The sequence below is a fragment of the Pseudomonas sp. MYb13 genome (assembly GCF_002980075.1).
GTDB classification, from domain to species: Bacteria; Pseudomonadota; Gammaproteobacteria; order Pseudomonadales; family Pseudomonadaceae; genus Aquipseudomonas; species Aquipseudomonas lurida.
The window spans coordinates 147,728-168,864 of the sequence record NZ_PCQI01000009.1; the positions used below are offsets into that span (position 1 = coordinate 147,728).

At 61.9% G+C, this 21,137-nt stretch carries 20 protein-coding genes and 1 pseudogene; 16 read left to right on the forward strand and 5 right to left on the reverse strand.

Annotated elements, in window-relative coordinates; genetic code table 11:
* Nucleotides 1–283: 283 nt before the first annotated feature.
* Nucleotides 284–1,837 (forward strand): glycosyl hydrolase family 17 protein, encoded by a 1,554-nt coding sequence (locus CQ002_RS17665; RefSeq protein ID WP_105161891.1) that lies wholly within the window; start codon nucleotides 284–286, stop codon nucleotides 1,835–1,837.
* Between the two features lie 88 nt (nucleotides 1,838–1,925).
* Here CQ002_RS17665 and CQ002_RS17670 read toward each other — a convergent pair whose 3' ends face one another.
* The gene (locus CQ002_RS17670) at nucleotides 1,926–2,294 is read right to left on the reverse strand and encodes a hypothetical protein (protein ID WP_034102922.1); all 369 of its coding nucleotides are present in this window, start codon (nucleotides 2,292–2,294) and stop codon (nucleotides 1,926–1,928) included.
* Between the two features lie 236 nt (nucleotides 2,295–2,530).
* Between CQ002_RS17670 and CQ002_RS17675 the strand changes: the two genes are divergently transcribed.
* Both CQ002_RS17675 and CQ002_RS17680 read left to right on the forward strand, forming a co-directional pair.
* Entirely contained in the window at nucleotides 2,531–3,829 is a 1,299-nt protein-coding gene (locus tag CQ002_RS17675) for a serine/threonine protein kinase (protein ID WP_034102920.1), read from the forward strand.
* On the forward strand, nucleotides 3,822–4,610 hold the full coding sequence (locus CQ002_RS17680) for a VacJ family lipoprotein (protein ID WP_034102918.1): 789 nt from the start codon (nucleotides 3,822–3,824) through the stop codon (nucleotides 4,608–4,610). The genes CQ002_RS17675 and CQ002_RS17680 overlap by 8 nt, the downstream gene beginning before the upstream one ends.
* A gap of 51 nt (nucleotides 4,611–4,661) precedes the next feature.
* Here the strand turns inward: CQ002_RS17680 and CQ002_RS17685 are convergent, their stop codons facing one another.
* Nucleotides 4,662–5,576 carry a DUF808 domain-containing protein gene (locus CQ002_RS17685; RefSeq protein ID WP_105161890.1) on the reverse strand — a complete coding sequence of 305 codons (915 nt, stop codon included), beginning with the start codon at nucleotides 5,574–5,576 and terminating at the stop codon, nucleotides 4,662–4,664.
* A 134-nt stretch (nucleotides 5,577–5,710) separates the two neighbouring features.
* Here CQ002_RS17685 and CQ002_RS17690 point away from each other — a divergent pair, with 134 nt between their 5' ends.
* The gene (locus tag CQ002_RS17690) at nucleotides 5,711–6,316 is read left to right on the forward strand and encodes a TetR/AcrR family transcriptional regulator (RefSeq protein ID WP_034103005.1); all 606 of its coding nucleotides are present in this window, start codon (nucleotides 5,711–5,713) and stop codon (nucleotides 6,314–6,316) included.
* A gap of 204 nt (nucleotides 6,317–6,520) precedes the next feature.
* Nucleotides 6,521–6,979, forward strand: coding sequence for a transposase (locus CQ002_RS17695; RefSeq protein WP_105161889.1), 459 nt, complete (start codon nucleotides 6,521–6,523; stop codon nucleotides 6,977–6,979).
* Nucleotides 6,980–7,097: 118 nt separating this feature from the next.
* On the opposite strand, the gene CQ002_RS17700 is transcribed toward CQ002_RS17695, so the two are convergent.
* Entirely contained in the window at nucleotides 7,098–7,538 is a 441-nt protein-coding gene (locus CQ002_RS17700) for a heme-binding protein (protein WP_034102912.1), read from the reverse strand.
* Nucleotides 7,539–7,794: 256 nt separating this feature from the next.
* Here CQ002_RS17700 and gcl point away from each other — a divergent pair, with 256 nt between their 5' ends.
* The 8 genes from gcl to CQ002_RS17740 all read left to right on the forward strand — a co-directional run bounded on the left by gcl (nucleotide 7,795) and on the right by CQ002_RS17740 (nucleotide 17,255).
* Entirely contained in the window at nucleotides 7,795–9,570 is a 1,776-nt protein-coding gene (gcl, locus tag CQ002_RS17705) for a glyoxylate carboligase (protein WP_034102911.1), read from the forward strand.
* A 10-nt stretch (nucleotides 9,571–9,580) separates the two neighbouring features.
* Nucleotides 9,581–10,363 carry a hydroxypyruvate isomerase gene (gene hyi, locus CQ002_RS17710; protein ID WP_034102909.1) on the forward strand — a complete coding sequence of 261 codons (783 nt, stop codon included), beginning with the start codon at nucleotides 9,581–9,583 and terminating at the stop codon, nucleotides 10,361–10,363.
* Nucleotides 10,364–10,536: 173 nt separating this feature from the next.
* Nucleotides 10,537–11,427, forward strand: a complete 891-nt coding sequence (locus CQ002_RS17715) for a 2-hydroxy-3-oxopropionate reductase (protein WP_105161888.1) — start codon at nucleotides 10,537–10,539, stop codon at nucleotides 11,425–11,427.
* Nucleotides 11,428–11,597: 170 nt separating this feature from the next.
* Nucleotides 11,598–12,878, forward strand: coding sequence for a glycerate kinase (locus CQ002_RS17720; protein ID WP_098466131.1), 1,281 nt, complete (start codon nucleotides 11,598–11,600; stop codon nucleotides 12,876–12,878).
* Nucleotides 12,868–14,283 (forward strand): pyruvate kinase, encoded by a 1,416-nt coding sequence (gene pyk / locus CQ002_RS17725; RefSeq protein ID WP_034102902.1) that lies wholly within the window; start codon nucleotides 12,868–12,870, stop codon nucleotides 14,281–14,283. The genes CQ002_RS17720 and pyk overlap by 11 nt, the downstream gene beginning before the upstream one ends.
* 130 nt (nucleotides 14,284–14,413) lie before the next feature.
* Nucleotides 14,414–15,289 carry an urea transporter gene (locus CQ002_RS17730; protein ID WP_034102900.1) on the forward strand — a complete coding sequence of 292 codons (876 nt, stop codon included), beginning with the start codon at nucleotides 14,414–14,416 and terminating at the stop codon, nucleotides 15,287–15,289.
* Between the two features lie 31 nt (nucleotides 15,290–15,320).
* Complete coding sequence (locus CQ002_RS17735) at nucleotides 15,321–16,145, forward strand: ion transporter (protein ID WP_105161887.1); 825 nt, start codon at nucleotides 15,321–15,323, stop codon at nucleotides 16,143–16,145.
* A gap of 105 nt (nucleotides 16,146–16,250) precedes the next feature.
* Nucleotides 16,251–17,255 (forward strand): sulfate ABC transporter substrate-binding protein, encoded by a 1,005-nt coding sequence (locus CQ002_RS17740; protein WP_034102895.1) that lies wholly within the window; start codon nucleotides 16,251–16,253, stop codon nucleotides 17,253–17,255.
* Nucleotides 17,256–17,317: 62 nt separating this feature from the next.
* Here CQ002_RS17740 and CQ002_RS17745 read toward each other — a convergent pair whose 3' ends face one another.
* Nucleotides 17,318–17,932, reverse strand: coding sequence for a DUF5666 domain-containing protein (locus CQ002_RS17745; protein WP_098466129.1), 615 nt, complete (start codon nucleotides 17,930–17,932; stop codon nucleotides 17,318–17,320).
* Nucleotides 17,933–18,108: 176 nt separating this feature from the next.
* Here CQ002_RS17745 and CQ002_RS17750 point away from each other — a divergent pair, with 176 nt between their 5' ends.
* The gene (locus CQ002_RS17750; protein ID WP_080758234.1) at nucleotides 18,109–19,305 is read left to right on the forward strand and encodes an MFS transporter; all 1,197 of its coding nucleotides are present in this window, start codon (nucleotides 18,109–18,111) and stop codon (nucleotides 19,303–19,305) included.
* 17 nt (nucleotides 19,306–19,322) lie between these two features.
* Here CQ002_RS17750 and CQ002_RS28595 read toward each other — a convergent pair.
* Nucleotides 19,323–19,463, reverse strand: a pseudogene (locus CQ002_RS28595) (type II toxin-antitoxin system HicB family antitoxin); the annotation flags it as partial.
* 107 nt (nucleotides 19,464–19,570) lie between these two features.
* Between CQ002_RS28595 and CQ002_RS17760 the strand changes: the two are divergent.
* On the forward strand, nucleotides 19,571–20,227 hold the full coding sequence (locus CQ002_RS17760; RefSeq protein WP_105161886.1) for a peroxiredoxin-like family protein: 657 nt from the start codon (nucleotides 19,571–19,573) through the stop codon (nucleotides 20,225–20,227).
* A 14-nt stretch (nucleotides 20,228–20,241) separates the two neighbouring features.
* Nucleotides 20,242–21,120, forward strand: a complete 879-nt coding sequence (locus CQ002_RS17765) for a LysR family transcriptional regulator (protein ID WP_034102887.1) — start codon at nucleotides 20,242–20,244, stop codon at nucleotides 21,118–21,120.
* The last annotated feature ends 17 nt before the right edge of the window (nucleotides 21,121–21,137 follow it).

Here is a 21,137-nt window from a genome sequence, read left to right on the forward strand (position 1 = left end):
CTGTTGTTATGTGGTGCACCGCGCCCCCTTCACGCGCATCGATCACGGTAGTGCGCCGTCAGCGGAGTACTGACACTTCGATCATCAACCTGCCAGGCCATTCGACCTTCTCTGTCAGCGACATCCTACAAGCAAGGAACGACATCACATCGCCAGCAGGACACTTTGTAGGACTTACCCTCGAAATCCCGCCCGAACTTTGCATGTCAAAATTATGCAGCCCCACTGGGACGGGCCAAATCCGGGTAAGATGCGCGCCTTTGCTCCTCCAGATAAGCCGACCATGCCCGCGACTGCCCGCTTCCCTGCCCTGTCCTATGTATTTGCCTTGATCCTCGGCCTGCTGGCCCTGATCGGTTACTGGTATGGCCTCGGCCGGCCCGTGGTGCTGCCCGATGTCGCCAGCGCCACGCACAAGATGCAGTGCGCGTCCTACACGCCTTTCGATAAAGACCAATCGCCGTTTGACCAGCCGCTCACCCTGCGTCCGGAACGCATGGACGCCGACCTCGCCCTGCTGGCGACCCGCTTCGAGTGCATCCGCACCTACACCATGGTCGGCCTGGAAGCCTTGCCGGAAATAGCGCGCAAACATGGGCTGAAGGTGATGGCCGGCGCCTGGGTCAGCAGCGACCCAGTGGCAACCGCCAAGGAAATCGACCAACTGATCGCCTCGGCCAATGCCAACCCCGATGTCGTGACCTCGGTGATCGTCGGCAACGAGGCCCTGCTGCGCAAGGAAGTCACCGCCCATCAGCTCGTGGCGCTGATCCAAACGGTTAAACGCCAGATCAAGCAGCCGGTGACGTATGCGGACGTGTGGGAGTTCTGGCTGCATCACCCGGAAATCGCTCCAGCGGTGGACTTCATCACCATCCACCTGTTGCCGTACTGGGAAGATGACCCGTCCGGCATCGACCAGGCCCTCAAGCATGTGGGCGATGTGCGCCAGACCTTCGGTAACAAGTTTGCGCCCAAGGACATATTGATCGGTGAAACCGGCTGGCCCAGCGAAGGCCGCCAGCGTGAAACCGCAGTGCCGAGCCGGGTCAACGAGGCCAAGTTCATGCGTGGTTTCGTGGCCATGGCCGAGGCGAATGGCTGGCGCTACAACCTGATCGAAGCCTTTGACCAGCCGTGGAAGCGTGCAAGTGAAGGCGCCGTGGGGGGTTACTGGGGCCTGTTTGATGCAGACCGCCAGGACAAGGCCATCCTCGCCGGGCCGGTCACCAATGTGCCGTACTGGCCGCTGTGGCTGGGCATTGGCGGGCTCATCCTGCTGGGCACCTTGGCGCTGGGTGGTCGTGTACGCAGCGTGCGCGCCGCCCTGGCCCTGCCGCTGCTGGGTGCCGTCGCGGCTTGCTCGCTCGGCACCTGGGCCGAGCTGACCCGCGTGACCGCGCGCTTTAATGATGAATGGGCATGGGCAGGCCTGCTGGTGGTGCTGAATCTGCTGGTACTGGCGCACGCAGCATTGGCCCTGAGCTCGCGGGAAGGTTGGCGTGGACGCGCATTCGACTGGCTGGAGCAGCGTTCAGGCTGGCTGGTGGCAATTGCCGGGTTTGCGGGAGCCGTGATGATGCTGGCGCTGGTGTTCGACCCACGCTATCGCAGTTTTCCGAGCGCGGCGCTGGTGCTGCCGGCCCTGGTGTACCTGGTGCGTCCAGTGACCGGACCACGCCGGGAGATTGCGCTGCTGACCTTCATCATCGGTGCCGGCATTGCGCCGCAGCTTTACCGTGAAGGGGTGCTGAACCAGCAGGCATGGGGCTGGGCGGTGGTTAGCCTGCTCATGGTGATCGCGTTGTGGCGTTGCCTGCGGGTGCGTCGGGCTTAATACCGCTATCGCCGGCAAGCCAGCCCCCACCTTTGCTCGGGTTCACACGATTAAAGGTGGACGCTGGCTTGCCTGCGATAACGCGCCATCAGACAGCCCTGGGTTTACGCACCAACCGCAACCCCGCAATCACCACTGCGAACACCGCAAACGTGGTGTTGTACAACGCCAGCGCCGGCAGCCCGAATACCATCCCCAGCACTGCCAACCCCCAGCCCGCGCGACCCGGCACAAAAAACGCCAGCACCGACGTGATCAGCGCCGCCCACCCCAGCACCTTGAAGTGGATCATCAACCCCAGGTTCGAACGCAGCTGGCATTCCCAGCGGCTGGCCTCGTCCGCGCAGATGCCGACCCATTGGCCGTCCTCCATAAAGCCGTAGCGTGCGCCATAACTGGCGGCCAACCATAACGGCAGGGCAATAAGCAGCAAAATCAGCGGCAAACGACGGGACATGGGGTACTCCGAAAGGCAAAAACGGCGCTCAGCTTAATGCCCCGGCGGCCGTTAGCAAGGCGCATACACACAATTAGTGTTCATCAAGGCGTGGCAAAGTGTATCGTCTCGCTACTATTACCCCGATTCCGACGTTTTTTTCCGACATTTAGTGCTGAGTGATGGCACTTCGGCGAAGACGCGGTGGTCATAGCCTGCGAACTTCATTAAGCACGTTTCCTCCTAGGGATTAAGTCATGCTCCGTTCCTTGCGCTGTGCTGCCTTACTCGGCAGCCTTTTTTTGAGTGCGTCAGCACTGGCCGTCGACATCGACCAGGCCAGCTATGGCTACCCTTTGACCAACCCGTTCGAAGCGACCATCGCCACTACCCCGCCCGACCTTCGGCCCAAGTTGCCAAGCGACGACGAGATCAACCAGTCCGACTACACCCTGAACATGCGCCCCGAGCGTGAGTTCAGCCTGCCGGACAACTTCTGGGCGGTGAAGAAACTCACCTACCGTATCGCCAAGCAGGACCGCGCCGCGCCGCTGATCTTCCTGATCGCGGGCACTGGCGCACGGTTCGACAGCAGCATCAACGAATACCTGAAGAAACTGTATTACCAGGCCGGCTACCACGTGGTGCAGTTGTCATCGCCCACCAGCTTCGACTTCATCAGCGCCGCCTCGCGCTTCGCCACTCCGGGGATCACCCAGGAAGACGCCGAAGACATGTATCGCGTGATGCAGGCCGTGCGTGCGCAAAACGCTTCGCTGCCGGTGACCGACTTTTACCTCACCGGCTACAGCCTCGGCGCCCTGGATGCGGCATTTGTCAGCAAGCTCGACGAGACCCGCCGCAGCTTCAACTTCAAGAAAGTGCTGCTGCTGAACCCGCCGGTCAACCTCTACACATCGATCACCAACCTCGACAAGCTGGTACAGACCGAGGTCAAAGGCATCAACAACACCACCACCTTCTATGAGCTGGTGCTGAACAAGCTGACCCGTTACTTCCAGCAAAAGGGCTACATCGACCTGAATGACGCCCTGCTCTACGACTTCCAGAACTCCAAACAGCACCTGACCAACGAACAGATGGCCATGCTGATCGGCACCTCGTTCCGCTTCTCGGCGGCCGACATCGCCTTTACCTCGGACCTGATCAACCGCCGTGGCCTGATCATCCCGCCGAAATACCCGATCACCGAAAGCACCAGTCTCACGCCGTTCCTCAAGCGTGCGCTGCAATGTGACTTCGACTGCTACCTCACTGAACAAGTGATCCCTATGTGGCGCGCCCGCTCCGACGGCGGCAGCCTGTTGCAACTGGTCGACCAGGTCAGCCTGTACGCCCTCAAGGACTACCTGCATACCAACCCGAAGATTGCCGTCATGCACAACGCCGACGACGTGATCCTCGGCCCTGGCGACCTCGGTTTCCTGCGTAAAACCTTCGGCGATCGCTTGACCGTCTACCCGCTGGGCGGCCACTGCGGCAACCTCAATTACCGCGTCAACGCCGACGCCATGCTGGAGTTCTTCCGTGGCTAAATATCTTCTGCTGCTTGCCGCCTTGATGTGCGCAGGCGTGGCCAATGCCGACAACAGCAAGGCCCATGAGCCGGTCAACGTCGACGCCGACGGTTTCAAGGAGCCGCTGACCAAGCTCAAGTTCAACCCGGGCCTGGACCAGCGCGAATTCGAGCGCTCGTCGCTCACCGCACTCAACGTGTATGACCCGCTGGAATCGTGGAACCGTCGCGTGTACCACTTCAACTACCGGTTCGACCAATGGGTGTTCCTGCCGGTGGTCGATGGCTACCGCTACGTCACGCCCAGCTTCCTGCGTACTGGTGTGAGCAACTTCTTCAACAACCTGGGCGACGTGCCCAACCTGTTGAACAGCCTGCTGCAGCTCAAGGGCCACCGCTCCCTGGAAACCACCGGCCGCCTGCTGGTCAATACCACCATCGGCATCGCCGGCCTGTGGGACCCTGCTACCGCCATGGGCCTGCCGCGCCAGAGTGAAGACTTCGGCCAGACCCTGGGTTTCTACGGCGTGCCTGGCGGCGCGTACCTGGTGCTGCCGATCTTCGGCCCATCGAACCTGCGCGACACCACCGGCCTGATCGTCGACTACGCCGCCGAAACCCAGATCAACTACCTCAACGTCTCCGAAGTCAGCTCCAACCACCCGGAAATCTGGGCGCTGCGTGCAGTAGACAAGCGTTATCAGACCAGCTTCCGTTATGGTCAGATGAACTCGCCGTTCGAGTATGAGAAGGTGCGTTACATCTACACCGAATCGCGCAAGTTGCAGATTGCGGAGTAAACGCCCACAAAAAAGGCCATTCGATTGAATGGCCTTTTTTTGCCGCCCGTGTCAGGCCTTCAGCGCTTTCCACGCTTTGCCGGCCACGCTGACCACCGCCAACACCACTGCACCGGCAATAATCCCCGCCACCCCATTCAGTAACGTCGGCACCAGCCACGCCACCCCGCCCGCGCCCTGACTGACCGTCTCGATCCAGTGATGCACCACCGGCACGCCATGGGTGAGGATCCCACCGCCCACCAGGAACATCGCCGCCGTCCCGATCACCGACAGGCTCTTCATCATGTAGGGCGCCGCACGCAGGATGGCGCCGCCGATACTACGCGCCGCCTGGCCAGGCTTCTGGGTCAGCCACAGGCCCAGGTCATCCAGCTTGACGATGCCAGCCACCAGCCCGTAGACACCGATGGTCATGACGATGGCAATGCCGGACAGCACGATCACTTGCTGCATCAACGGCGCGTCGGCCACGGTGCCGAGGGTGATCGCGATGATTTCGGCGGAAAGGATGAAGTCGGTGCGGATGGCGCCTTTGATCTTGTTCTTCTCAAAGGCCACCAGGTCGGTTGCCGGGTTGGCCACGGCCTCGACCAACTGCGCGTGTTCAGCGTGGTCCTCGGCCTTGCTGTGGAGGAATTTATGCGCGAGCTTCTCGAAACCTTCGAAACACAAGTACGCGCCGCCGAGCATCAGCAAAGGGGTCACCGCCCATGGCGCAAAGGCGCTGATCAGCAAGGCGGCCGGCACCAGGATCAGTTTGTTGACGAACGAACCCTTCGCCACCGCCCACACCACAGGAATTTCCCGCTCCGCGCGAACGCCAGAGACCTGTTGGGCATTGAGCGCCAGGTCATCACCGAGCACGCCAGCGGTCTTCTTCGCCGCCATTTTTGTCATCAGCGCTACGTCATCGAGTACTGCGGCGATATCGTCGATCAACACCAACAAGCTGCTTCCTGCCATGAATCGGGCTTCCATTAGAGAGAGATGGGCGGAGCATAGCGCGGCGCAAAGCTTTGCGGGCACATTGTTGAGGCTCGCGGATGGCCGGTGCTACCATGCGCAACCGCCTGTACTGGCAAGGAAACCCCTGGTTTATGAGCACCATTCGCGAGCGCAACAAAGAAAAGATCCTGCGGGCGGCCAGCGAGGAGTTTGCCGACAAGGGCTTCGCCGCGACCAAAACCAGCGACATCGCCGCCAAGGCCGGGCTGCCCAAGCCCAACGTCTACTACTACTTCAAATCCAAGGACAACCTCTACCGTGAGGTGCTCGAGAGCATTATCGAGCCGATCCTGGCCGCATCCACGCCATTCAACCCGCAAGGCGCGCCCAAGGAAGTACTGAGCAACTACATCCGCTCGAAAATCCGCATCTCCCGCGACCTGCCGTTTGCCTCCAAGGTCTTCGCCAGCGAAATCATGCACGGCGCCCCGCACTTGAGCGCTGATCAGGTCGAGCAGCTTAACGCCCAGGCCAAGCACAACATCGCGTGTATCCAGGACTGGGTAGACCGCGGACTGATCGCGACGATCGACCCCAATCACTTGATGTTCAGCATCTGGGCGGCCACGCAGACGTATGCGGACTTCGACTGGCAGATCTCGGCGGTGACCGGCAAGGCCAAGTTGGATGAAGCGGACTACGAGGCCGCGGCGCAGACGATCATTCGGTTGGTGCTCAAGGGGTGTGAGCCGGACTGAGGGACGTGGTGCGGTTATCGCAGGCAAGCCAGTTCCCACACTTGATCCGCGCAGGCACAGCCTGTATGAACACCGCGAAACCAATGTGGGAGCGGGCTTGCTCGCGAAAGTGCCCTCCCGGACACATCCTGCCAAGAGCCAGCCGATCAGCATCTACCCCCTAGACCTAGCCTTTCAGGACACTACCTGAAAATAGGCTAAGGAATGCCTGATCTAGCCACCTCACATCGCCTGCGTATCGGGCGAGTCAGCGAACCCAATCGCATCTATCTGATCACCACCAATACTCACGAACGCGTGCCGATATTCAGTGACTTTCATTTGGGTCGCCTGGTGGTTTGGCAATTCAGGCTTGCTCAGCACCAGGGGCTGGCAAACTCCCTGGCATGGGTGGTGATGCCAGACCATTTCCACTGGTTGGTCCAATTGCAAAAAGGATCACTGGGCGACTTGATATGCCAAGTGAAGTCCAAAAGCACTCGAAGCGTGAACGGCGCTACAGGGCGCAAAGGTAGGCTTTGGCAAACCAGCTTTCATGACCGTGCGCTGCGCAAGGAAGATGACCTGGTTAAAATGGCCAGGTATGTGGTGGCCAATCCATTGCGGGCTGGACTGGTAAGTCGGATTGGCGACTATCCGTTGTGGGATGCAGTTTGGCTGTAGGGTCGAAACTGAGTTGCCTCCTTCGCGAGCAAGCCCGCTCCCACATTTTGATCTGCAAACACGATCACATTGTGGGAGCGGGCTTGCTCGCGAAGGGGCCAGACCAATCAGCAAAAAATCAGGCTGACACCCCCGCATCCGCCATCAACCCCACCCCCTCGATCGCCGTGATCGCGCACTGCTCATCAATATCCGACGTGTCCCCGCTGATCCCGATCGCCCCCAGCACAGCCCCCTCCTGACTCCGAATCAACACCCCACCCGGTGCCGGCACCACACTGCCCTGCCCCAGGCTATTCAGCGCAGCGATAAACGCCGGGCGTTGCTGCGCGTCCAGCGCCAGCAGGCGTGAGCCCTTGCCCAAGGCAATCGCGCCCCAGGCCTTGCCAATGGCGATCTGCGGACGCAGCAGGCTGGCGCCGTCTTCGCGTTGCAGGGTGATCAGGTGACCGCCGCTGTCGAGCACCGCAATGGTCAGCGGCGCCGCCGAAATGGTGCGCCCTGCGGTGAGGGCCTGGCTGGCCAGTTGGGTGGCGAGTTTCAAGGTTAAAGCGCTCATGGTGCCGTCCTTCTTTTGTTATTGGGAATGCGGTGGAGGTCTGGATGATCAGATGCTCGATCAAACAAATAGAACACAATGACTTTTATTTTTGTATACAATATTTTCGCACAAAGGCTCCATACGTCGAAAAAAGCGGTTCCGACGAACGCAAAGGCCAGTTTATAAAATGCATTGACCTGTGCCGCCCGCCGTGAATACACTTTGACCAGACACCACTTGTATACAATTACAAAACGCAAGAGGCACCAAAACCATGAGCAAAATGAGAGCAATCGAAGCCGCCGTCCTGGTGATGCGCCGTGAAGGCGTGGACACCGCCTTCGGTATCCCAGGCGCCGCGATCAACCCGCTGTACTCGGCCTTGCAGAAGGTGGGTGGCATCGATCACGTCCTTGCTCGCCACGTTGAAGGCGCCTCCCATATGGCCGAGGGTTACACCCGCACCAAGGCGGGCAATATCGGCGTGTGCATCGGCACTTCGGGCCCGGCGGGTACCGACATGGTCACCGGCCTGTACAGCGCCTCGGCCGACTCGATCCCGATCCTGTGCATTACCGGCCAGGCACCCCGCGCCCGTATGCACAAGGAAGACTTCCAGGCCGTGGACATCACCAGCATCGTCAAGCCGGTGACCAAGTGGGCAACCACCGTCCTGGAACCCGGCCAAGTGCCGTATGCCTTCCAGAAAGCCTTTTACGAAATGCGCTCCGGCCGCCCCGGCCCGGTACTGATCGACCTGCCATTTGACGTGCAGATGGCCGAGATCGAATTCGACATCGACGCCTATCAGCCATTGCCCCTGGCCAAGCCATTGGCAACCCGCGTGCAGGTGGAGAAAGCCCTGGCCCTGCTGGACCAGGCCGAACGCCCGCTGTTGGTGAGCGGTGGCGGCGTGATCAATGCCGACGCCAGCGAGCTGCTGGTTGAATTCGCCGAACTCACCGGCATCCCGGTGATCCCGACCCTGATGGGCTGGGGCACCATTCCGGACGATCACCCACAGATGGTGGGCATGGTCGGCCTGCAAACCTCCCACCGCTATGGCAACGCGACGCTGCTCAAGTCGGACGTGGTGCTGGGCATCGGTAACCGCTGGGCCAACCGTCACACCGGTTCAGTCGAGGTCTATACCGAGGGCCGTAAGTTCATCCACGTCGACATCGAGCCGACGCAGATTGGCCGCGTCTTCACGCCGGACCTGGGCATCGTTTCCGACGCCGGTTCCGCACTGACCATGTTTATCGAAGTGGCCCGCGAGTGGAAAGCCGCCGGCAAGCTCAAGGACCGCAGTGCCTGGCTCAACGACTGCCAGCAACGCAAGGCTACGCTGCACCGCAAGACCCACTTCGACAATGTGCCGGTCAAGCCACAGCGCGTTTACGAAGAAATGAACCAGGTGTTCGGCAAAGACACCTGCTACGTCAGCACCATCGGCCTGTCGCAGATCGCCGGTGCGCAATTCCTGCATGTGTACAAGCCGCGCCACTGGATCAACTGCGGCCAGGCCGGCCCACTGGGCTGGACCATCCCCGCCGCCCTCGGCGTGGTCAAGGCCGACCCGAGCCGCAAGGTGGTCGCACTGTCGGGCGACTATGACTTCCAGTTCATGATCGAAGAGTTGGCCGTGGGCGCGCAGTTCAAGCTGCCGTACATCCACGTGGTGGTAAACAACTCCTACCTGGGTCTGATCCGCCAGGCCCAGCGCGGGTTTGAAATGGATTACTGCGTGCAGTTGTCCTTCGACAACCTCAACGCCCCGGAACTCAACGGCTATGGTGTGGACCACGTCGCCGTCGCCGAAGGCCTGGGTTGCAAGGCCCTGCGCGTGTTCGAGCCAAGCCAGATCGCGCCAGCACTGCGCCGTGCCGAGGAAATGATCGAAGAATTCAAGGTTCCGGTGATCGTTGAGATTATTCTGGAACGCGTGACCAACATTTCCATGGGCACCGAGATCAACGCCGTCAATGAATTCGAAGATCTGGCACTGGTCGGCAACGATGCGCCGACTGCCATTTCCCTGCTCGATTAAGGAGAACCCTATGCCGCGCTTCGCCGCCAACCTGTCCATGCTGTTTACCGAACAGGACTTCCTTGCACGCTTCAAAGCGGCCGCCGATGCTGGCTTCGAAGGGGTCGAGTACTTGTTCCCGTATGAATTCAGCTCTGCCGAAATCAAGGCACAACTTGACGCCCATGGCCTGACCCAGGTGCTGTTCAACCTGCCGGCCGGTGACTGGGCCAAGGGCGAACGCGGCCTGGCGTGTCACCCGGACCGGGTCGAGGAATTCCGTGCCGGGGTCAAGCTCGCGATCGCCTATGCACACGTGCTGGGCAACACCCAGATCAACTGCCTGGCAGGGATTCGCCCCCAAGGTGTCGATGACGAGACCCTGGAAAAAACGTTCGTCGCCAACCTCAAGTACGCCGCCGACAAGCTGCAGGCGGCGGGCATCAAGTTGGTGATGGAAGCGATCAATACCCGCGACATTCCAGGCTTCTACCTCAATAACACGGCGCAAGCCCTGTCGATTCGCGAACAGGTGGGCAGTGACAATCTGTTCCTGCAATACGACATCTATCACATGCAAATCATGGAGGGCGACCTGGCCCGCACCATGGCCGCGCACCTGGGCGAGATCAACCACATCCAACTGGCGGATAACCCGGGCCGTAACGAGCCGGGCACCGGCGAGATCAACTACCGCTTCCTGTTCGAACACCTGGACCGCATCGGTTACCAGGGGTGGGTCGGCTGCGAGTACAAGCCGTTGACCACCACCGAAGCGGGTCTGGGCTGGCTCAAAACCCATAACGCCCTCTAACTGAAACAACACAATCCCCATGTGGGAGCGGGCTTGCTCGCGAAAAGCGGTGTATCAGTCGACGCCTATGTTGAATGAAAGACCTTCGCGAGCAAGCCCGCTCCCACATTTAGACCTCCTGTGTTTGGCAGACCAAGTCAGGTCTGCCCATCGAATAAAAAGAGGAATTGATCATGGCTAAAATCGGATTCATCGGCACTGGCATCATGGGCCAACCCATGGCCGCGAACCTGCAGAAAGCAGGTCACCAACTGTTCCTCTCCGAGCACCACGGCAAGGCCCCGCAAGCACTGATCGACGCCGGTGCCGTTGCCCTGGCCAACCCGCAGCAAGTGGCGCAGGAAGCCGAGTTCATCATCGTGATGGTGCCCGACACCCCGCAGGTCGATGACGTGCTGTTCCGCAAAGACGGCGTAGCTGCTGGCCTGTCACCGAACAAGGTGGTGATCGACATGAGCTCGATCTCCCCCACCGCCACCAAGACGTTCGCGGCGAAGATCAACGAGACCGGCGCGCAGTACCTGGATGCCCCCGTGTCCGGTGGTGAGGTCGGCGCCAAGGCCGGCACCCTGAGCATCATGATCGGTGGTGAGCCGCACACCTTTGAACGCGCGCTGCCGCTGTTCCAGGCCATGGGCAAGAACATCACCCTGGTGGGCGGCAATGGTGATGGCCAGACCGCCAAGGTCGCCAACCAGATCATCGTCGCGCTGAACATCCAGGCAGTGGCCGAAGCGCTGCTGTTCGCCTCCAAGAACGGCGCCGACCCGGCCAAGGTGCGTGAAGCGCTGATGGGTGGGTTCGCTTCGTCGAAAATCCTCGAAGTGCATGGCGAGCGCATGATCAAGGGCACCTTTGATCCGGGCTTCCGTATCAACCTGCACCAGAAGGACCTCAACCTGGCCCTGGCCGGCGCCAAGGAGCTGGGGATCAACCTGCCGAACACCGCCGGCACCCAGCAGGTGTTCAGCACATGCACCGCACTAGGTGGCGGCAACTGGGACCATTCGGCGCTGATCAAGGGGCTGGAGCATATGGCGAATTTTTCGATTCGCGATAAGTAAGCCTCACTTGAAAGGCAACCCAGTGTGGGAGCTGGCTTGCCTGCGATAGCGGTCTTTCATCTAGAGATCTGCTGCCTGACACACGGCTATCGCAGGCAAGCCAGCTCCCACCTTTGATCTCCATTCCAAGCCTCACCCCTAATAACAAGAATCCCCCCGGGAGCCCGCTTATGTCGGTCGATCCGCAACACCTGCTTCGCGAGCTGTTTGCCACAGCCATCGACGCCGCCCACCCTCGGCAAGTCCTCGAACCCTACCTGCCCGCCGACCGCAGCGGCCGTGTGATCGTGATCGGCGCCGGCAAGGCCGCTGCGGCCATGGCCCTGGTCGTGGAGAACTGCTGGCAGGGCGACGTCACCGGCCTGGTGGTGACCCGCTACGGTCACGGCGCGCCGTGCCAGAAAATCGAAGTGGTCGAAGCCGCCCACCCCGTGCCCGACGCCGCCGGCCTGGCGGTGGCCCAGCGCGTGCTGGCATTGATCAGCAACCTCAGCGAAGACGACCGTGTGATCTTCCTGCTGTCCGGCGGCGGCTCGGCCCTGCTGGCGCTGCCCGCCGAAGGCATCACCCTGGCCGACAAACAGGCCATCAACAAAGCCCTGCTCAAGTCCGGCGCCACCATTGGCGAGATGAATTGCGTGCGCAAGCACCTCTCCGCCATCAAGGGCGGCCGCCTGGCTAAAGCGGCCTGGCCGGCCACGGTGTACACCTATGCGATTTCCGATGTGCCGGGCGACCAGGCCACGGTGATCGCCTCCGGCCCCACCGTCGGCGACCCGAGCACCTCGCAACAGGCGCTGGCGATCCTCAAGCGCTACAACATCGAGGCCCCCGCTTCAGTGCGCAGCTGGTTGCAGAACCCGGCCTCGGAAACCGTCAAGCCCGGCGACCCGGTGCTTGCCCGCAGCCACTTCCAATTGATCGCCCGCCCGCAGCAATCCCTCGAAGCGGTGGCGGTCAAAGTACGCCAGGCCGGGTTCAGCCCGTTGATCCTCGGCGACCTCGAAGGCGAAGCGCGGGACGTGGCCAAGGTGCACGCCGGCATCGCCCGGCAGATCGTGCAGCATGGCCAGCCATTGGCGGCACCCTGCGTGATCCTCTCCGGTGGCGAAACCACCGTGACCGTGCGCGGCAATGGCCGTGGCGGGCGCAATGCGGAATTCCTGCTGAGCCTCACCGACAGCCTCAAGGGCCTGCCCGGCGTCTATGCCCTGGCCGGTGACACCGATGGCATCGACGGTTCGGAAGACAACGCCGGCGCCCTCATGACCCCGTGCAGCTACCGCCGCGCCGAAGCCCTCGGCCTATCAGCCAGCGACGAGTTGGATAACAACAACGGCTACGGCTACTTCGCCGCCCTCGACGGGTTGATCGTCACCGAGCCGACGCGCACCAACGTCAACGACTTCCGCGCCATCCTGATCCTTGAGACTGCCAAACATGACGCCTGACAAGAAGGTCAAAATCCTCGCCACCCTGGGCCCGGCCACCCACGGTATCGACGACATCCGCGAACTGGTGGAAGCCGGGGTGAATATCTTCCGGCTCAATTTCAGCCATGGCGACCACGCCGACCACGCCCAGCGCTACCAATGGATTCGCCAGGTGGAGCGCCAGTTGAATTACCCGCTGGGCATCCTCATGGACCTGCAAGGGCCGAAGCTGCGGGTCGGGCGTTTTGCCGAGGGCAAGGTGCAACTGGTACGCGGCCAGGCCCTGCGCCTGGACCTGGACCCGACTCCCGGCGACCAGCGCCGGGTCAACCTGCCCCACCCGGAAATCCTCAAAGCACTGGAACCCGGCATGGACCTGCTGCTGGACGATGGCAAACTGCGGCTGCGGGTCATCACCAAACACGCTGATGCCATCGACACCACGGTGCTCAATGGCGGCGAACTGTCTGACCGCAAAGGCGTCAACGTCCCCCAAGCCCTGCTGGAACTGAGCCCACTGACCGCCAAGGACCGGCGCGACCTGAGCTTTGGCCTGGAACTGGGCGTGGACTGGGTGGCGCTGTCGTTCGTGCAGCGTCCGGAAGACATCCGCGAAGCCCGCGAGCTGATCGGCGACAAGGCCTTCCTGATGGCCAAGATCGAAAAGCCCTCGGCCGTGCAGCGCCTGCAGGAAATCGCCGAACTGAGCGACGCGATCATGGTGGCCAGGGGCGACCTGGGCGTGGAAGTGCCGGCCGAGAGCGTGCCGCAGATCCAGAAGGACATCATCAGCGCCTGCCGCCAGTTGGGTAAACCGGTGGTGGTGGCCACGCAGATGCTGGAGTCGATGCGCTTCTCCCCGGCGCCAACCCGTGCCGAGGTGACGGACGTCGCCAATGCCGTGGCCGAAGGCGCGGACGCGGTGATGCTGTCGGCGGAAACCGCGTCCGGCGAATACCCCCTGGAAGCCGTGCAGATGATGAGCAAAATCATCCGCCAGGTGGAAAACGGTCCGGACTACCAGGCCCAGTTGGATGTCAGTCGGCCCAAGGCGGATGCCACGGTGTCGGACGCCATCAGCTGCGCGATCCGCCGCATCAGCAGCATTCTGCCGGTGGCGGTGCTGGTCAACTACAGCGAGTCCGGCAGCTCCAGCCTGCGCGCGGCGCGGGAACGGCCGGTGGCGCCGATCCTCAACCTCACGCCGAACCTGTCCACGGCGCGGCGCTTGAGTGTGGCGTGGGGGGTGCATTCGGTGGTCAATGACCGCCTGCGCCAGGTGGACGAGGTGTGTTCCACGGCGCTGGAGATTGCGCAGGCGCAGGGCATGGCGGAGCGCGGGGATACCTTGGTGATTACCGCGGGGGTGCCGTTCGGGCAGCCGGGGTCTACGAACTCACTGCGTATCGAGACGTTGATTTAGCGTCTGTAAGGGCCTCATCGCGGGCAAGCCCGCTCCCACATTTGATCGATGTTCGACATGAAAATTCGGTCAACTGTGGGAGCTGGCTTGCCTGCGATAAGGGCAACTCGGTCTGACTGAATGACCCCACATGCACAACCCAACCTGCCCCGACTGGGCCGAAGCCTTGCTCAATGGCTTCAGCCAGATCTTCCTGCAACGCCAGCCACTGTGTGGCCTGCTGTGCCTGCTGGCCATCCTGGTAGGCGCGCCGACCTTGCTCGGCGGTGCGCTGCTCGGTGGCGTGGCGGGCTTGCTCACGGCCCAGCGCCGGGGTTACCCGAAAGCCGAGCGCCAAGCCGGCCTGTACAGCTACAACGGCGTGCTGCTGGGCGTGTTGATCAGCCAGCATTTCGCCTGGTCGGCCTTGCTGCCGCCGCTGATCCTGGCGTGCGGCGGCTTGAGCGCGATCCTGACGCGGCAATGGTTGAAGCACGCCAGCCAGCCCGATGACTTGCCAGCGTATACCGCGCCGTTTGTGTTCCTCGGTTGGTTGCTGATAGGCACGGTGCCTGAAAGCACCTTTAGCCTGAGCGAACCCGATACCGTGGCCATGCTCACCGCCCCGTTCACTGGCCTGGCGCAAATCATGCTGCTGGACCAGCCGTTAGCCGGTGCCCTGATTGCGCTGGGCCTGTGGCTGGCCAACCGCCGCGCCGCCGTATGGGCCTTGATCGGCGCCAGTGCCGGCGTATTGATTGCGCTGTGGCTGGAGGAACCCGCTGGCGCCCTGCTTGGCCTGCACAGCTATAACCCGGCCTTGGCCGCACTGGCCCTGAGCCAGGTGCGCCGGCAACCCTGGCTGCCGCTGCTCGGCATCCTGCTGGCGGTCACCCTCACGCCGGGCTTTGCCGCCCTGCATCTGCCAGCGTTGACCGCGCCGTTCATCCTCGCCTGCTGGCTGGTGCGCGCAGGTGCTCGCGTGCTGCGCAAACCCCGCATGGACAGGCCCTTCGAATCCCCCTAGGCTTGCTCGATATTCGATTCAGGCGGGATTTATGGACAGCAACAACGACTGGCGCCAGCGGCTCTACGTCATGGTTTTTCAAAGCGATACGGTCGCCGGGCGGCGCTTCGACGGCATCCTGCTGCTGATCATCCTCGCCAGCCTGGTGATCGTGATGCTCGACAGCATCGACCAGATACACCAGAACTACGCCGATGTGCTGGCCTATATCGAGTGGGGCTTCACGCTGATCTTCTTGATCGAGTACGGCCTGCGCCTGTATTGCTCGCCCAAGCCATTGCGCTATGCCTTCAGTTTTTATGGGTTGGTGGATTTGCTCGCCATCGTGCCCGGCATCCTCGCCCTGTACTACAGCGACGCCCAGTACCTGCTGATCATCCGCATCATCCGGATGTTGCGAATTTTCCGGGTGCTCAAGCTCAGCCCGTACCTCAAGCAGGCCAACTACCTGATGGCGGCGCTGCGCGGCAGCAAGCAGAAAATCGTGGTGTTCCTGGTCAGCGTGTGCACCCTGGTGACGGTGTTCGGCACCTTGATGTACGTGATCGAAGGCCCCGAGCATGGCTTTACCAGCATCCCCAAGGGCATCTACTGGGCTATCGTGACCCTGACCACCGTGGGCTTTGGCGACATCGTGCCCAAGACGCCGCTGGGCCAGGTGATTTCGTCGTTGGTGATGATCACGGGTTACTCGATCATCGCCGTACCCACCGGTATTTTCACCGCCGAACTGGCCAGTGCGATGCGCGGTGAACAACTGCAAGCCGACTGCCCGGTGTGCAAGAAAGACAGCCATGAGCCGAACGCGGCCTTCTGTTCGCGCTGCGGCAATGCACTGTTCAAGAAAATGGAATAAGCAAAGTGCGTTTTAATCTTTAAACGTCTATGCGCTGCCAGCTATAGTCGCTGGCAAAATGCCCTCACTCAATCGACAACCCTCTCGAACAACAAGGAATGAGCAGTGAAAAAATTCGTTAGCGCCTCTCTCCTGGCCGCCGGCCTTGCTCTGGCGGGCGCCGTCCAGGCGGCCCCCGTCACACTGCTCAACGTCTCCTACGACGTGATGCGCGACTTCTACAAGGACTATAACGCCGCCTTCCAGAAACATTGGGAAGCCGAGCACCCGAACGACAAGCTGACCTTGCAGATGTCCTTCGGCGGCTCCAGCAAGCAAGCACGCTCGGTGATCGATGGCCTGCCGGCTGACGTGATTACCATGAACATGGCCACAGACATCAACGCCCTGGTCGACAACGGCAAACTGGTGCCGGACAACTGGGTCACCCGTCTGCCGAACAACAGCGCGCCGTTCACCTCCGCCACTGTGTTTATCGTGCGCAAAGGCAACCCGAAAGCGCTGAAGGACTGGCCGGACCTGCTCAAGGATGGCGTGCAGGTGATCGTGCCCAACCCGAAAACCTCGGGTAACGGCCGCTACACCTACTTGTCGGCCTGGGGTTATGTGCTGAAGAACGGCGGTGATGAAGAAAAGGCCAAGACCTTTGTCGGCAAGCTGTTCAAGCAAGCACCGGTGCTCGATACCGGTGGCCGCGCCGCCACCACGACCTTCATGACCAACCAGATCGGCGACGTGCTGGTGACCTTCGAGAACGAAGCAGAGATGATCGCCCGTGAGTTCGGCCGTGATCAGTTCGAGGTGATCTACCCAAGCGTGTCCGCGGAAGCCGAGCCGCCGGTGTCGGTGGTCGACAAAGTGGTCGAGAAGAAAGGTACCCGCGTGGCTGCCGAAGACTACCTGAAGTACCTGTGGTCGCCGCAAGGCCAGGAAATCGCCGCCAACAACTACCTGCGTCCACGTGACCCGAACGTGCTGGCCAAATACACCGACCGCTTCCCGAAAGTCGACTTCCTCTCGGTAGAGAAGACCTTTGGTGACTGGCGCACGGTGCAGAAGACGCACTTCAACGATGGCGGTGTTTTCGACCAGATCTATTCCGGTCAGTAAGGGAACAAACGCGGTCAGTGTGGGAGCAGGCAAGCCAGCTCCCACATTTTTTTGTCCGGCGACTACATCGGAGGGGTCACGCCATCCTTCCCGGCCGAGATCGCCTGCGCGGTAATCGTCCCGTCCGCCCCCTTCGCCGCAAACATCACCACCTTCACCCCCGGCTTGAGCAAGCTGCGATCGCCCGGCTCCAGGTTGACGATCGGCACGTCCTCCGGCACCACGATCTTCTGTTCGCCACCTTTGTATTTCACCGTCAACGTGCGCCCGTTGCTGACCACCAGGTCGCCGACGGTGCCGTTGGTCATGCTGCTGCCTTCTTTCAAGTCAAACGCGCGATGCCCGTCGCCCGTGCCGGCCATGGCCGGAGGGAACACGTGCACTTCAAGCGCCGTCAGGCTGCCGTCGGCGTTGGGCATGGCGGCGGAGCCGATGTAGCTGCCCGGCTTGATCTCGTCGATCTTGGCGAGGGTGACCGCGCGTACCTGGGTGTCCGGGTTCAGGTGCACGATGACGTCTTCGCCACTGTTGACCTTGACGTGCATCGCATCGCCCTCCATCGCCGTGATAGCGCCGCGTACGCCCACGCGCGGGGCGTCGGCAGCCTGGGCCAGGCCCACCGCCATGGCGGCGGCAAGGGTGGAAGCCAGGAGCATCTTGTTCAACGTGATTTTCATGACGATCAATTTCCTGTTTCGGCAGTTGTGTCTGAATGTATCATCACCCCTCGCGCAGAAAGTTAACGATTCACTCATCATTACCGGGCATGAGTGTTATCACTGCCAGCGGCCTACCCGGGCTACGGTGTTGTCTTTAGGCTCGCCCCACTTTCCTTCGCTTTTATGAGAACACCATGAACGCTACTTCCCACGCTACAAGCACCATGACCCGGAGCATGGTGATGCTGTTTGCGTTTTGCTGCGGCGCCATCGTTGCCAACATCTACTATGCGCAACCGATCATCGAGCTGATCGCGCCGGACATTGGCCTGACGCCAGCGATGGCAAGCCTGATCGTCTCGTTGACGCAAATCGGCTACGCCCTGGGCCTGTTTTTCCTGGTGCCTCTGGGCGACCTGCTGGAAAACCGCAAGCTGATGATTGCCACCACCGTACTCGCTATCGCCAGCCTGCTGGGTGCAGCGTTTACCGAGCAGCCGAACCTGTTCCTGCTGGTGTCGTTGCTGATCGGCTTCAGCTCGGTGTCGGTGCAGATCCTGATTCCGCTGGCCGCGCACCTGGCGCCCGCCGAGTCCCGTGGCCGCGTGGTCGGCAGCATCATGGGCGGCCTGTTGCTGGGCATCCTGCTGGCGCGGCCGGTGTCCAGCGTGGTGGCGGACCACTTCGGCTGGCGCGCGATGTTCATGGCGGCGGCGGCGTTGATGGCGTTTATCAGCGTGGTATTGATGCTGACCATTCCCAAGCGTCAGCCGGATCACTCCGCCAGCTATGGCCAACTGCTGGGCTCACTGGGCACCTTGCTGCGCAAGCAACCGGTCTTGCGCCAACGAGCGTTCTACCAAGGCTGCATGTTCGCCACCTTCAGCCTGTTCTGGACCGCCGCGCCGCTGGAACTGGCGCGCAACCACGGCCTGAGCCAGAGCGAAATCGCGCTGTTCGCCCTGGTCGGCGCACTGGGAGCCATCGCCGCGCCTATCGCCGGGCGCCTGGCCGATGCCGGCCACACCCACCGCGCTTCACTGCTGGCGATGCTGTTCGCCGCGCTGAGCTTCCTGCCAGCCTTCGTGCACCCGCTGTACAGCGTGATCGGCCTGGCCGTGACAGGCGTGGTCCTCGACTTCTGCGTACAGATGAACATGGTGTTGGGCCAGCGTGCCATCTACGCCCTCGACGCCAACAGCCGCAGCCGCCTGAACGCGCTGTACATGACCAGCATCTTCATCGGCGGCGCCTTCGGTTCGGCGATTGCCAGCAGCGTGTATGAACACGGTGGCTGGCTGGGGGTGATGCTGGTGGGCAGTGCCTTCCCATTGCTGGCACTGCTGCGGTTCTTGAGCGCATCGCGCCGGGGTGCCGCAGTCATAGCCTAGCTCCCACAGGGTTCGGCTCAGGAACGCACCCACGTCTGCAACGCCGCGTCCGCCAGAAATGAGGAGCGGCGCTTGACCTTGTGCTCGCGCACCTACCGGTCGCTGCGCTGGATGACATAACCGGGCAAGGGCACATTGACCTTCTCGGTTGTGCCCATTCCAACCACGCATAAATCCTATGCCCCCCACCCCGCTTCCAGCCCCTCACCGGCGCGCCCATCATCCCCTCCAGCCAGCCCGGCTGATCACCCGAGGGAATACCACCATGACACTTCAAGCCACGCTCGATGCCTTGCGCGCCGACTTCAAGGCCGGCAAGCCGCCTTACAACGCCCCGGCGCATATTCATCCGATCATGGAACGCGCCACTGCCGAGCTGATTGCTTCCGGCGCGGCGCAACGTGCGCTGAAGCTGAGCGACAAGGCGCCGCTGTTCAGCCTCAAGGACGCCGACGGCACGCTGGTTTCCTCGGCCGAGTTGTTGGCAAAAGGCCCACTGGTGCTGACCTTCTACCGAGGCGCATGGTGCCCGTACTGCAATCTGGAACTGCAGGCGCTGCAAGCCTTTCTGCCTGCGATTGAAGCCGCCGGCGCCCACCTGCTGGCACTGTCACCGCAGACCGCCGCCAACAGTCGCAAGTCCACACGCCTTACCGGCCTGCAATTCCCGATCCTCAGCGACACCCACAGCGACGTCGCCGATGCGTTTGGCTTGCGCTTTGAACTGCCGGATTACCTGGTCCAATTGTACAAGGCACTGGGCAACAACCTGCCGTTGATCAACGATGACCCGGCCTGGACCCTGCCCATGCCCGCCCGCTATGTGATCGGCCAGGACAGCGTGATCCGTTACGCCGAGGTCAACCCGGATTACACTCAACGCCCAGAACCGTCAGCGATGCTCGACGCCCTCACCCGCTAACCCAAGGACAACCGATGGACCGCCTTAGCGCCATGGAAACCTTCGTCCACGTTGTCGAAACCGGCTCGTTCTCGGCGGCCGCCAAGCGCTTGGGTATCGGCCAACCCGCCGTCTCCAAAAGCATCGCGCAGTTGGAAGCGCGCCTGGCAGTGCGGTTGCTGTTGCGCTCGACCCGGGGCCTGACGCCGACCGAAGCGGGCCTGGCATTTTTTGATAAAGCCAGGCGTGCCATCGATGAGGCCAACGAGGCAGACGAGGCCGCCCGTGGCGCTGGTGCCGGGCTGTCAGGCAACCTGCGTATCAGCGCGGCGGTGACCTTCGCCCGCATGCATATCATTCCTCGCCTGGGACCGTTCCTGGAGCAGTACCCGAATGTGAACATCGAGGTAGTGCTGGATGACCGGAACCTCAACCTGGTGGAAGACGGTATCGACGTTGGCCTGCGCATGGGCAACCTGAATGACTCCAGCCTCACCGCGCGCAAGATCGGTGAATCGCCTTGCGTGATCCTCGCTACCCCGACCTACTTCGAACGCTTCGGCGAACCCGCCACCCCGGCGGATTTGCTGCAACACCAGGCGATCATCTACACCCGTGGCGAAGGCTCGCACTGGAGCTTCACCCAAGGCGACACGCACCACCCCATCGTCGCCCACGGTCGCCTGCGCGTCACCGCAGCCGAAGGTGTCCGCGCAGGCGTGCTCAGCCATATGGGACTGACCCTGTCATCCACCTGGATGTTCGCCCCGGAGCTGGCCAGTGGCGAGGTCAAGACCGTGCTGACCGACTGGAAGTTGCCGCCCAGGGCCCTATGGGCGGTGTTCCCCACCGGACGCATGGCGAGTGCGAAAGCGCGGGCGTTCGTGGAGTATGTGGAAGGGTTACTGGCTTAGCGCCAAACACGCCCAGT